This window comes from Bradyrhizobium sp. ma5 (assembly GCF_042258955.1).
Taxonomy (GTDB): domain Bacteria; phylum Pseudomonadota; class Alphaproteobacteria; order Rhizobiales; family Xanthobacteraceae; genus Bradyrhizobium.
In genome coordinates, this window is the sequence record NZ_CP170156.1 from 7,544,339 (window position 1) to 7,556,933 (window position 12,595).

Sequence of the window (12,595 nt, forward strand, 5' to 3'; positions counted from 1 at the left end):
CCGTGCCGGAGCTCCGTTGACTTCAACGAAGAGGAGGCGCGCAATGGACTACGATCTCTACATCAACCCGAAGAAGGCATCGGTCGGCCTTTATGTTCGCAAGGGCGCCGGCCTGCCCGATCTCGGCGATGCCAAGGACTGGGTGTTCGACGGCACCTCGGCGCAGGCCAACCTGCCGCCACAGCTCGTGAAAGAGATCGAGGCCAACGGCCACGCCTTTCGCGACATGGACTGAGTTCAGCGGTTACTTCTCGCCGACCTTCACCGGCGCGGTCTCGGGCATCAGGCTCATGGCCAGGATGCCGACCGCCGCCGCGAGCAGCAGGTACCAGGACGGCGCCAGCGGATCGCCGGTCACGTGCAGCAGCCATGTGACCACGAGTTGCGCGGTGCCGCCGAAGGTCGCGATCGCGACCGCGTAGATCGTCGCGAACACACCGCCGCGGATATTCTGCGGCAGCGCTTCGGTGAAGGCGGCGTAGAACGCCGTGAACGGCAGCGATCCGATGAATGACAGGATGCCGAAGCCGAACAGCAGCGACCACGCGCCGGGGTCCCGGACGATCCACAGGAAGGCCGGATAGGTCAGCACCAGCACGACGAGCTGCGGCCAGATCATGATCGGCTTGCGCCCGAGCCGGTCGGCAAGCCAGCCGCCCAGCACCGCGCCGATAATTTGAAGTCCGTTGCTCACCAGCGATACGGTGAACGCAAGCGACGGCGACACATGCAGCGTATTCTTGGCGTAGGTCGTCATGTACTGCGTCACGTAGGTCGAGATCGTGCCGCTGGCCAGGATCATCACGGCCAGCAGGATCACGCGACTGTGCCGGCGCGCCAGCACGACATGGTTCGCGCGCTCTACGCCCGCCGCGGCGCGCTCGCCGTGCGGCACGGTTTCCGGCAGCGTCCGGCGCATCCAGATGCCGAACGGCAGGCAGACCGCCCCGAGCAGGAATGCGACGCGCCATCCGTAGGCCTGCAGCATGTCGGGCGCCATCGTGCTGCTCAGGATGACGCCGACAAGGGCGCCGACGGTCGCCGCGATCTCCTGGCTGGCCGGCTGCCAGGCCACCACCAGGCCGCGATTCCTGGGTGCCGCGATCTCGATGAGATAGGCCGTGGTCGGTCCGACCTCGCCGCCGAGCGCGAACCCCTGCACCATCCGCGCCAGGATCACGATGATCGGCGCCACGACGCCGATCGCGGCATAGGACGGCGTCAGCGCGATGGTCAGGATCGCGCCTCCCATCAGCGCAAAGCTCAGCAGCATCGCCGGCCGCCGGCCGACCCGATCGGAGAAGATGCCGAGCACGACGCCGCCGATGGGGCGCGTCAGGAAACCGGCGCCGAAGGTTGCAAGCGACAGCATGAGGCTGCCGTATTCGCTGTGCGCGGGGAAGAAGGTGCGTCCGATCTCGGTCGCAAAGAAGCTGTAGGTGATGAAGTCGTAGAACTCCAGCATGTTGCCGATGGTCGCGGCAAAGGCTGCGCGCTTGACATCGAACTGTTCCCTGCTCGCAATGTCCGGCAACGCTCTCGGTTCCTTGGGGCTGGCTGTCCGGAGCGAGTATCATTCCTCAGGCCATGCAAGGCAAGCCATGGCCGATCGCGCGTCCGCATGCAACGCGAGCAATGATATCGGTTGTGCTGCGCGCATCGAATGGGCTTGCAACGGCGGAGGATCGGCCCGGAACGCAGCTTGCGCGCGCTAGCGAGTTCAGTCCCTTGTCGACGAGGACCCGGTACCGTTGAACAGCAGATACAGGGCGTGTGGGTTGGTCGTCAGATAGCGCCAGAACAGCCGGCGCGGCTCGAGCCAAACACGCCAGGCCCATTCGAGCCCGACGATCTGCATCCATCTCGGCGCGCGCGGCCGCGATCCGGACAGGAAGTTGAACAATCCGCCCGACGTCTTGATGACGCCGACATTGCCAAGCTGCGACATGAATTCGTCGACGAAGGCCTGCTCGTAGGGCACGCCAAGCGCAACCCAGAGAAAGTCCGGCGCCAGGGCATTGATCTCATCCACCTTGGCCCGAAGCGCGTCGCCGCGCAGATAGCCGTGCGAATGGCCGACGATCTTGAGAGCCGGATAGGCGCGGCGAACATTGGCGATGGCCGCCTTGTTCTCGGCCTCGTTCGCACCAAACAGATAGAAGGTCAGCCCGAGTTCTTCCGCCTTGCGCGCGACGTCGTGGAACAGATCCGTGGTCGCAACGCGCTCGGGAAGCGGATTCGGCGACCGCAGCTTCGACACCATGACCAGCGGCTGACCGTCGGCATTGATCAGGTCGGCGGCTCGGAACAGCCGATCGGTCATCGGCTCGGTGGAGCAGCGCGACAGCACCTCGCCATTGGCTGACGTCAGATACAGCGGCCGATTGATACGCCGGTTCGGATGCACCGCCTCGACCATGAAGTCCGCGGTCTGCTCGCGATCGAGCACGGCGAGCCGCAGCCCGCCGATGGTCGCCCGGAGAACGCTGGCAGTCGCAGCCCTGCCGACAGGATTGATGCGACGCTCCACGCCGCTCGATGATCCGGCTGGCACATCTGCGGAGGAAACCGGTTGCCCGGCGCTCGAAGTGTCGCAAATCCGGACAGATGGAGCAGCCACATCCGAATCGAGACGCCGAGGCCGCTCGCGATCGGCCTGTAGGGGCGAAATTGCGTCGGAAACACGGGCTTTTTGGCTGTTAGTCAACATTTCGGCAGGGCTCCAGTCCTTACGAGCCCTAAACTGCAATATCCAGTCCAGACCGCTTGCGATCTCGCGTGGCCGTTTGATGTAAGACGAGCCGCAAGAGATTGTTAACGAAATCTGGCGGCACCGCGACAGCATCACACTGGATCCCGCCGGGCCGGCGACGTTCGAGCAGCAACACTGTGCAAAGGTCGAGGGACTGCATTAATACAAATCGCATTCTCCCGGTGCCCGAGGTCGTCAGCCTTTGCTATAAGGAGATCACGGCGGCTCGACCGACGCTTTTGAAAACCCGTTTGTTTGGTTTCACATGAATAAGAATGATGACGCGTTCGATGTCTGCATCGACGACGCATTCGACTTCCTGTCTGAAGAATACGCGACATTGTTCGAAGGCTCGGACGCGACCGCCTTTCAGCATCCGCTGTGGCTCGACAGCCTCTATCGCAAGCTCGCTCCCGCCGCGGCAGCGAAGCCGCTGGTCGTCGTCGTCCGTCATCGCGCCAACAAGGCGCTGGCGGCCGTGCTGCCGCTGTTGCGCGTGCGCCGCGGGCCGATGCGGACGATCGAATTCGCCGACCTTCGCGTGTCCGACTATTTGTCGCCGGTTTGCGCCGCCACGACGTTCGCCGAACTGCTGCAGGACCGCCAGGCCTGCGAGAAGCTGCGCAAGCTGGTCCGGCCGTTCGACCTGCTGCGCATTCCCAAGCTGCTCGATGCCAGGATGCCGATCGAGAATTTGCTCGGGGCGCCTCACCGCAGTCTGATGGATACCAATGCCTATGCGACGGTCCTGTCCGCGCCGTTCGAGCAATGGCAGATCAACGCGCTGGGCAAGTCCTATGTGAAAGAGCTGGCGAAGAAGTGGCGCCAGATCCACAAGAAGGGCACACTCACCTTCGCATGTTGCACCGACAGCGCTTCCATCGGCGAAGCCATGGACGTGATGAGGAAGTTTCGCGGTCCGCGGTTCCACGCACACGGCGATGGTGACCTGCTGCAGCGACCGGAGTACTTCGATTTCTACTCGAGCGTGGCGCTTCGCGGCATGGGCTCCTTTACCCGGCTCTACACCATGAAGATGGATAGCGAGGTCATCGCCACGGCACTTGGCCTCGCCCACAGCGGCCGCCTGCTCATCGTCATGACGGCTTTCGACATCGAGGGATACAAGAGCCAGTCGATCGGCGCGCTGACGTTCGAAAGTGTTGCCAAGGATTGCATTGAGCGTGGAGACCGGGTGCTGGATTTCACCATCGGTGACGAGCCCTACAAGATGCAGTTCGGCGGCCAGCCCACGCCGATGTCGAGCGTGACGCAGGCCGGCAGCGCGGCCGGATCGCTTGCATTGTTTGCGCTGAAGCAGGCGCCCTGGATCAAGCAGGCGGCGAAGCGGGTGACCGACCTCAGGCCGATCCGCACTTCGACCGGTACACGCTAGATCGTGATGAGATCAGATTGAGCTGGACCGCGTCGAAAGTTCACCTCTCCTTTGGGAGAGGTGAACCGAGACCGCACCAAGCCGATTTCAATCAAAACTCATCCGGCTTTAGAGCCGTTTGAGACGCGCGCCCCCTTAGCGGAGTGCGCTGCGGACGCGCATGACCCATCCCGGATGAATCCGGTCCACCTGATGCGTGACCATGCGGCGCAGGAAGTGCAGCTTCCGCTGCATGGTCCAGCGTACATCGGTGTTGGAGGTCAAAGCCTCGCGGAAGCGCGCCAGTTGCAGCGAATGCCGGTCGGCGGCGAGCTTGTCGTGATCGGAATAGAACTGCGCGATCTTCTCCGTGCCCATCCCGTCGGTCTCGAGCCAGCGCGGCACATATTCGGTGCAGAGACGCTCGACATCCACCAGGAGGCGGCTCACGCCGGTACCGGCCGCGGGACAATTGGTCTGGTAGGCGTCGCCGATCAGCACGACGCCGGGCTGCAGATGGCCCTCGGTCACCGACAGGTCCATGACCCAATTGTGCACTTGGCCGACGATCTGGAAATCGCCGAGGTAGCGCTCCAGTCCCGGCATCAGGCGAAGCAGCGTCCGTCTTGTGTCGCGGCGCAGCTCGCGCATGATCGGATCGGTCGGATCGCGGAACATGAACAGGTTCGCCCGCATGCCACCCGACATCGGAAACAGGCTGAGATAGTCGACGCCGTCAGCCGCCTGCTTGCCGTAGCAGGTTAGCGCGTCGAAGCCGAACGGCGCGTTGTCCGGCTTTGCAATGGTGAACCCGAACGAAATCGAGTGGCGCTCGGCAAGCATCTGCCGGCGCATTCCGAGATTATAGCCAAGCGCGCCCGCCATGCCGGTCGCCAGGACGACCAGGCGCGAGACGACGCGCTTTCCGGAGGCCAGCGTCAATTGCTGGCGATCTTCGCTGCAGCTGACATTGGTCACCTGATCGAGCAGGAAGCTGGATGTATCCGGCGTCAGGCCGCGGGCCATATTGACGAGGTTGGAATAGGAAATCCCGTAGGACCGGCCCACACCAATATCGACCAGTCTGCCGTCCCTGATGTTGAGCACGCGGTCATAGGGCGCGGCGACCGCCTCGACGTCATCGATGAAGCCCAGGCGTCGGAAGATATCGATCTGCCGCCCGGCGATCTTTTCGACCCGAAATTCATCCGGCGGGATCGAGCGCTTGTCGATCAGGACGACGCGATAGCCGGCCCGGGAGAGGACGGCACGCGCGAGCGAGCCCGCCAAACCGGCGCCGACAATGGCGACATCCGCTTCGATCGTTTCAGCCTCGCAGGTTGCGATCGGCTGGGTCATGCTTTCCTCGGCAATCATCTTTGTCCGCTCCGACGGCTAATTGGTCACGGAACTGCAATTTCCTTGCCTGCCCTGCCGCAGCGCAGAACGGACACGACGAGTTCCAGTATTGAGGTTAACGACACCGCCCGCACCGCGATCAGCCCCTTCCCGGCACGTGGCTTGCAGCCACAGAGGTCGTGAAACTGATGTTTTGGACGCTCACAGCAGGCTGGCGGGACGATCGGCTGGCCGTGGAGCTTCGGCGGGTGCGGTTGACGCGCTAACGCGGTTTCAACCAGCAGGGTCCACGCTGTTGAACCGAGCGGCGGGGAACAATCCAATCTGCACCGTTTGGACACAGCAAGGACGGCAGCGTTCCAGAATGGAGCAGCGCGACATATTGGCCAGGTTCACGGCTGCGTGGCGCCTGAAGGCTGAAAGGAACGGAATTTTAGCAAGAGAACATTAACACTCCTGACCTCACCGATTGCTAGGGTCAGCAGCCTGACAGGATATTGAGACCTCGCTTGTGATTGCCTCTGTTCTTCAAATGCTACGGCGCGATGTCACGCGCGGCGTTGCCGGCACCATCCTCCTCAAGGTTGGCAGCGGCGGACTCGCGTTCGCCCTGTTCTCGCTGGCGGCGCGGACGATGACGCCCGACGCGTTCGGAGACTTCGCAACCTTGCTCTCCGTCGCCCAGATCGCGGCGGTCGTGGGCCTGGTCGGTCAGGAGCTGCTGCTGGTTCGCTTCCTCAATGAGTACGAGGTGCGCGGCCAGGCCGAGCTCACCAAGGGTGTGCTGCTGTCGAGCCTGAAGTACTCGGCGATCGGGATGCTGATCTCGATCGCCGCGATTGCCGCGGTGGCAGGCATTCGCGGCGAATGGTGGCTCTTGATCCTCTCGGTCTCGGCGTTCACCGCCGTCAATGCCGGGCTGATGCTTGGCAGCCAGATCGCACGATCACTGGTCAGCATCCTGATGGGCGAAGGCAATCGCGAATTCTTCTGGCGGGTTGCCGTCGTCCTGGTCCTGATCGCGGTGCTGTTCAGCCACCGCCAGCTCACCCCGGCCGAACTGTTCACCGCGATGACGGTCGCGATGGCGTTGGGGCTGGTCGTGCAGATCGTGTCGATCATGCGCGTGCTGCCAAACCTGCGTGCGGTCACAGCGCGCTTCGAGACGTCGCGCTGGAACCGCAGCGCGTTCCGCTTCTGGCTCGCCTCGATTCTCGAAGCAGCGAACCAGTATTTCGACGTCATCCTGGTCTACTGGATGCTGGATCCGGCCACTGCCGGCGTCTATTTCGCCGCCTCGCGCCTGGCGAACATCTTCGCGATGCTTTCCGCTGCGCTCTACACGTTCGGCGCGCGCCGGCTGCCGTCGCTGTATTTCAGCAAGAATCACCGCGAGCTCGAACATACGCTGAAGCTGATGGCCGAGGTGACCGCGCTCTGCGTGCTCAGCGGGCTCGTCATCGTCTGGGTCGGCGCTCCCTACCTGCTCGGCCTGTTCGGACCGCACTTCGCCGCGCAGCAGTGGGTGTTGATCGTGCTCGCGATCGGAACGGCCTTCCAGGCGGCAGGCGGGCCGTCGGCCGCGGTCCTGCAGCTGACGGGGCATGAGCGCGATTATGTTCCTGTGGTCGCCGCCAACGTGGCGTTGCGGCTGGTCGGATTTGTCGTGCTGATCCCCTGGCTCGGCGTGCTCGGGGCGGCGATCTCGGCGACGGTTTCTCTGGTGCTCGCCACCATCGCACTCAATGTGCTGTGCCGCCGGCGGACCGGCGTCGACCCGTCAATTCTGGTGCTGTCGCATCTCTCGTCGTCGAAGGCCGGCGCTTACGCCGTCCGTGTTGCGGATGGCAAGGACTAGAGCGTCTTCAAGCGAAAGCCTGTCCCGCACTTGATGTGGGATGGACGCCGGTTCGCGTGAAGAAAACGCGTCGAACAGGAATCCCGAGCTTCAGCTTGCCAATCCCAGGGCTTCGCGCTGGGGATTGCTGACCGCGGCGTTGCCCGCCACGCGATTGACGACGAGCGCAATCGGGACCGAACCGAACTTGGACAGATCGGCCCGCGCCTTGCCGATCGCAGCCGTGTTGGCGGCGCCCTCGCGAACCACGAGGATCACGAGGTCGGCATGGGCGGCCAGCGCGACGGCGGCCGGCTGCATGGCAAGCGACGATGCGTCGACGATGATCAAGCCGAAATCGGCGCGAATGTCGTCCTGCGGATAGGGCGGCGCCTTGCTGCTGGCGCCCAGCAGTTCGACGACCGACGGCAGATCGGCCTTGATGATCCCAGCACCTTGCGGCGGCGCGGCTTCGGCGCGGCTGGTTTCCATCTCGATCAGGACGCTGAGCATCCCGTTCTTGACGGCGGACCGGTTGAGCGACCGCGCGACGGTGCTGCCGCCCGCACCGGTCTCGACCGACAGCAGCAGCGCCACCTTGCCGTGCTCACCCGGAAGCTGCTCGATGTTCTCGATCAGCAACTGAAGATGCGGACTGAGATCGGGCTCGGCCGTCGTCGAAATCGGGGTCTGCCAGACGCTCCTGACCGCATCTGGCGACACCAAGTTCGGAATGCGGGCCAGCACCGGCAGGCCCGGCGGCAGCGCAGATTGCGGCGCGGCCGGAGCCGGCACCGGTGCGGGCGCAGGCGCCTCGGCGCGGCGAAGCGGCGGAATGCTTTTGATCGGGAGCTGCTTCAGATCGAGACCGGGAACAGCGACGATCGCCGTCGACGTCAGCAGCGAGACGATCGCAAGCGCGACGAGCAACAAAGGAAGCGGCGGAAGCGTCGAACGAATCGGCGGCGTCGCCGGAGATGCGATCTTGGTCTGCGAATTCTGAAGCCCGCGCTGCTCGTCGGTCGTCCTGTAGCGCGACAGGAACTGCTCGTAGATGTTTTTGTTGGCGTCGGCGTCGCGCTGCAATTCCTGCAACTTAACGAACGCCTGGCCGTCGACCAGGATCTGCGACTCGGCTGCCTTCAGCTGGTCCTCGAGCGCCTTCTGCTGATCGCGCTGCGCCTCGTATTCCGACTTCGCGGTGTCGATGTTCTTCTTGCGCTCGATCTCGATCTGCCGGTTGAGATCGCTCAACTGGCTGAGCGCCATCACGAGGTCGGGATGACGATCGCCGAGCACGCCGCGCTTTTGCGCGATCTGGTCGTTGAGCGCGGAGCGCTGGGCCCGCAGCGCGCTCAGCAGGTCCTGCTTGACCGGCCCGTCGACATTGGCCTTCAGGTCGCGTTGCAACTGCTCATAGCGCGCTTTGGCTTCTTCAGTGCGGGCGCGCGCCGCGGCAACCTGCTGCGTCAGGTCGGTGACGCGCAATTGCTGTGTGGTGGATTCCTTGCCGGCGTTGACGATCCGGTGCTCAAGCTTGAACTTGGCAACGGCATCTTCCGACGTCCGCAGCCGGTCGTTCAAGGTCTTCAGCCGGCTCTTCAGCCAGTCGGCGGCCTCGTCGGTTGCCACGCTACGCGTCCCGCGCTGGCTGGCGACGAACGCCTCGGCCACCGCATTGGCGTAGTACGCCGCGCGCTGCGGGTTGTCGGATGTGAACTTGATGGCGATCACATAGGTTAGCCCGCGCCTTGAGATATCGAGCCGGTTGCGAAACCGGTCGAGCAGGCGCGTCGTGTCGGTCTTGCCTCCGGAGATGTCGTTGTCCTCGGCGACCTTGAGCTGATCGATCAGCGGCCCGAGAAATCCATCGGACTTGGCGATCTCGACGTAGCTTTGCAGTGCTGCGGCATCTTGACCGATCCCGGGCAGGACGTCCTGATCGGCGGTGACGCGCTGCTCGCGCGGGTCGACGACGACGAGCGCCGTCGCGGCGTAACGCGCCGGGATCAGCATCAACAGGATGATACCGACCGCGAAGATGACCGCGGCCAGCATCAGGATCCGTTGACCCTTCTCACGAAAAAAGGCCAGCACGCCGGGAATGCTAAGCACGCCCTTGGTAGTTTCCGCCGAAGATTGGCCGGCCGGCACGCCGGCAGTTTCCCACGACGCTGCGGGTTCCGTGACTTCGGAACGTCTCGGGCCTATGCGGCTACCGAACTTCATGGGCTCTGACTCAAATTCAACTGACAGTACTGCTCCAACGTAAATATCTATGGTTAATCGCCGGTTACCCCCTCTTCGCGTTGCCGTAACCAATTAGTTAACGAGCCGGCGGTACCCTGTCCGTGAGATAATAGCTCTCGATTGCCGACACATGTCTGATTGCTAAATGAGCAGTAACCTCAACACGCGCTACTCGATGCACGAGCGCGCTTCGCGTGGTAGTTACGCGCGCAAAAATGAAGGGGGCGAATCCACTCCTTCAACGGGTGAGGAATCCGTGCTCCAGCAGACGCCAAGCACAGAATTGCGCGAGGCATCGACCGCATCACGCGATCGACCGAACGAGCGCAAGCGAAAGCTGCGCGTTGTCCTGGTGCAGACCCAGGCCGAGAACGCCGGCGCGCAGGAGATCTCGCGGCTGCTCGGCGCCGGCCTCACCGCGCGCGGCTATGACGTCGCCAACCTGTTCTTCTTCCGCAAATCGGATTCCTTCGACGAGCCGCCCAATACGTTCTACTGCGCGCAGACCCGTCCGGGAAACCCGGTGGCGCTGCTGCGGATGCTGTGGGCGCTCGCCGGTCATCTCAGGACCATCAAACCCGACGTCGTCCTGACCTTCCAGCACTTCGGCAATGTGATCGGCGGCGGCGTGTCGCGCCTCGTCAGCCGCGCCCCCGTGATTGCCAACCAGGTATCCTCGGCGCTGTCGATGAGCATGCCGGTACGCGCCGCCGACATCATCATGGGCTCGACCGGCTTCTTCCACTGCATCACGCTGAACTCGCGCGACATGGAGCGCGAATATGCGCGCTATCCCGCTCCGTATCGATCGCGCATGAAGCACGTCCCGCACGGCTTCGACGACAAGTCGCATAGCCTGCCGAAGGACGCGGCGCGGCAACAGTTCAAGCTGCCGCCGGACCGTACCCTGCTCGGCTGCGCGGCACGCCTGCACCCGCACAAGCGGCTCGATGCGGCCATTCGCCTGCTGGCTGCCGATCCCTCCTGGCACCTTGCGCTCGCCGGCCAGGGCGCGGATGAAGGGCGGCTGAGGGCGCTCGCGGACGAGTTGAAGGTATCCGACCGGCTGCACTTCATCGGCGAGATTCCACCGCGCCAGGTGGCCGATTTTCTGACCTGCCTCGACGTCTTCGTATTCCCGACGCAGGCCGAAACCTTCGGCCTTGCCGCGGTCGAAGCCGCGAGCGCCGGCATTCCCTGCGTCGTCAACGATCTCCCCGTGCTGCGCGAGGTGCTGTCCTACCAGGGACAGCCTGCCGCGGTGTTCGTCGACGCGTCGAACGAACCAGAATTCGCGGCCGCCGTGTCGAAGGTCCTGACCGATCGCGTGTTGAGCGACCGGCTGCGGCAAAGCGCCGTGGGCCTGAAGTCGCGCTATTCGTTGGATGCCATGATAGAGGAATACGTCCGCATTCTCGGCGACGCTGTGGGGGCGGACGCGCACTAGGAAGTTGGGCTGGCCATGATTATCGAGTTTCGCTGCGATCACGCGCAGCCGCGGCTCTGGATGAGCCGCGAGTCGCTGCGCGTCAACGATCAAGATATTCCCGTTCAAATCGCCTGGACCACGACGCCGGAGCCTCGACCCGCCGGCCTCGACATGCTGTTCGAGCTCGAGCGCATCGTCCTGCGCAAGGGCAAGACCGGCGAGGCCGACCGGCCGAAGACGATCCCGGAGCGTCCGCGCGCCGGCAACCCCGACGTGGTGGTCGACTTCACCACTGCCGCGCTGGATCCGAACTGCTCCGCCAGGCTCTATCTCCGTCCGCGGTTCAACGGGCACGCGGGAGAAAGTGCGGTACTTTCGGCCATTCTCGCCGGCGATCTGCCGGTGATCGAAATCGTCAATGAGCTCGACGGCGCGGTGATGGACCGCGGCCATCCCTCCGCGGAAATCGCGGCCGGCCTAAGCGGCGGGCTCGAAACGGTGATGGCACGCACGCTGTCGATGCTGCCGCCGATATTGTCGGGAGCTCCGCGGCTGGTGCCGCAATTGGCTGCTTCGGCGAATGGCAGCGTACCGCGAAATCCCGCGCCCTTTGTCATGCGCGGCGTGGCGACTTCGATCGCGAAGGAAATCTATCGCCTGTGCTGCTACGCGCCGCATTGGCATGTCGGCTGGCGCTTTGCCGACAACACGGATATCTGGCGCACCGGCGACTTGTCGGGGCCGGCCTGGAACGTGCTCGGCGATCCCGGCAACCACTTCTATGCCGATCCCGTCCCGGTGAAATGGCAGGGCAGGACGTTCGTGTTCTTCGAGGACCTCGACCACCGGACCGGCAAGGGCATCATTTCCACGATCGAATTCGACGGCAGCGGGCCGATCGGCACGGTGATGCCGGTGCTCGAGGAGCCCTGGCATCTGTCCTACCCGTTCCTGATCGAGGATGGCGGCGAGCTCTGGATGATCCCGGAAAGCACTGCGCACCGCGACGTTCCGATCTACAAATGCATCCGCTTTCCGGACAAGTGGGAGCGGCATTCAACGCTGCTGTCCGGCCTCGAATTGGCCGACGTGACGATCACGCAGCACAACGGCCTCCACTACATGTTCGGGGCCTGGCGCGATGGCACCGGCGGATATTCCGACACGCTCGCGATTTATTACGCCGGGCAATTGCTTGGCCCCTGGCAACCGCACGCGGCCAATCCGATCCTGATGGATCGCGCGACCACGCGGCCGGCCGGAAACTTCGTCACCGTCAATGGGAAGCTGTGGCGGCCGGTGCAGGACTGCACCAACGGATACGGCGCCGCGCTCGGCCTTGCGGAAGTGCTCGAACTGTCGCCGACGACCTACAAGCAGGCCGTTCGACATCTGCTCAAGCCCGGGCCGCTATGGAGCGGACGCAAGCTCCACACGCTCAACCGGTGCGGCCAGCTCGAGGTGATCGACGGCTCGCGGGTGCAGCCGAAGACCACGGCGTTCCTGGCGAGCCTGCGGTCGAGCGACCGCTCATCGCACTGGGGCTGGCATAGCCCGCTGGCGAAGCCGATCGCACGACGGCTCCACTAGCGC

Annotated in this window: 9 protein-coding genes; 5 read left to right on the plus strand and 4 right to left on the minus strand. The window is 64.0% G+C overall.

Annotation, left to right across the window (positions count from 1 at the left end):
* The first annotated feature begins 43 nt into the window (after positions 1 to 43).
* Positions 44 to 235 carry a hypothetical protein gene (locus tag ACE103_RS35525; RefSeq protein WP_097672779.1) on the plus strand — a complete coding sequence of 64 codons (192 nt, stop codon included), beginning with the start codon at positions 44 to 46 and terminating at the stop codon, positions 233 to 235.
* A 9-nt stretch (positions 236 to 244) separates the two neighbouring features.
* Here ACE103_RS35525 and ACE103_RS35530 read toward each other — a convergent pair whose 3' ends face one another.
* Entirely contained in the window at positions 245 to 1,465 is a 1,221-nt protein-coding gene (locus tag ACE103_RS35530; RefSeq protein ID WP_375781253.1) for an MFS transporter, read from the minus strand.
* A gap of 255 nt (positions 1,466 to 1,720) precedes the next feature.
* On the minus strand, positions 1,721 to 2,530 hold the full coding sequence (locus tag ACE103_RS35535) for a WecB/TagA/CpsF family glycosyltransferase (RefSeq protein WP_375776815.1): 810 nt from the start codon (positions 2,528 to 2,530) through the stop codon (positions 1,721 to 1,723).
* 487 nt (positions 2,531 to 3,017) lie between these two features.
* Here ACE103_RS35535 and ACE103_RS35540 point away from each other — a divergent pair, with 487 nt between their 5' ends.
* Positions 3,018 to 4,148: a GNAT family N-acetyltransferase gene (locus tag ACE103_RS35540; RefSeq protein WP_375776816.1), complete on the plus strand. Its 1,131-nt coding sequence runs from the start codon at positions 3,018 to 3,020 to the stop codon at positions 4,146 to 4,148.
* 135 nt (positions 4,149 to 4,283) lie between these two features.
* On the opposite strand, the gene ACE103_RS35545 is transcribed toward ACE103_RS35540, so the two are convergent.
* Positions 4,284 to 5,504, minus strand: coding sequence for an FAD-dependent oxidoreductase (locus tag ACE103_RS35545; protein ID WP_375776817.1), 1,221 nt, complete (start codon positions 5,502 to 5,504; stop codon positions 4,284 to 4,286).
* A 514-nt stretch (positions 5,505 to 6,018) separates the two neighbouring features.
* Between ACE103_RS35545 and ACE103_RS35550 the strand changes: the two genes are divergently transcribed.
* Positions 6,019 to 7,344, plus strand: a complete 1,326-nt coding sequence (locus ACE103_RS35550) for a lipopolysaccharide biosynthesis protein (protein ID WP_374708098.1) — start codon at positions 6,019 to 6,021, stop codon at positions 7,342 to 7,344.
* A gap of 90 nt (positions 7,345 to 7,434) precedes the next feature.
* Here ACE103_RS35550 and ACE103_RS35555 read toward each other — a convergent pair whose 3' ends face one another.
* Positions 7,435 to 9,552 (minus strand): GumC family protein, encoded by a 2,118-nt coding sequence (locus tag ACE103_RS35555; RefSeq protein ID WP_375776818.1) that lies wholly within the window; start codon positions 9,550 to 9,552, stop codon positions 7,435 to 7,437.
* A 277-nt stretch (positions 9,553 to 9,829) separates the two neighbouring features.
* On the opposite strand from ACE103_RS35555, the gene ACE103_RS35560 reads away from it, so the two are divergent.
* Positions 9,830 to 11,020, plus strand: a complete 1,191-nt coding sequence (locus tag ACE103_RS35560) for a glycosyltransferase family 4 protein (RefSeq protein WP_375776819.1) — start codon at positions 9,830 to 9,832, stop codon at positions 11,018 to 11,020.
* Between the two features lie 15 nt (positions 11,021 to 11,035).
* On the plus strand, positions 11,036 to 12,592 hold the full coding sequence (locus ACE103_RS35565; protein WP_375776820.1) for a hypothetical protein: 1,557 nt from the start codon (positions 11,036 to 11,038) through the stop codon (positions 12,590 to 12,592).
* Positions 12,593 to 12,595 lie beyond the last annotated feature (3 nt).

Excerpts from the sequence above, each read along its gene's own strand:
- ACE103_RS35545 (WP_375776817.1), bottom strand. The coding sequence starts at position 5,504 with ATGATTGCCGAGGAAAGCATGACCCAGCCGATCGCAACCTGCGAGGCT.
- ACE103_RS35540 (WP_375776816.1), top strand. The coding sequence starts at position 3,018 with ATGAATAAGAATGATGACGCGTTCGATGTCTGCATCGACGACGCATTC.
- ACE103_RS35525 (WP_097672779.1), top strand. The coding sequence starts at position 44 with ATGGACTACGATCTCTACATCAACCCGAAGAAGGCATCGGTCGGCCTT.
- ACE103_RS35555 (WP_375776818.1), bottom strand. The coding sequence starts at position 9,552 with ATGAAGTTCGGTAGCCGCATAGGCCCGAGACGTTCCGAAGTCACGGAA.
- ACE103_RS35565 (WP_375776820.1), top strand. The coding sequence starts at position 11,036 with ATGATTATCGAGTTTCGCTGCGATCACGCGCAGCCGCGGCTCTGGATG.
- ACE103_RS35550 (WP_374708098.1), top strand. The coding sequence starts at position 6,019 with ATGCTACGGCGCGATGTCACGCGCGGCGTTGCCGGCACCATCCTCCTC.
- ACE103_RS35530 (WP_375781253.1), bottom strand. The coding sequence starts at position 1,465 with ATGCTGGAGTTCTACGACTTCATCACCTACAGCTTCTTTGCGACCGAG.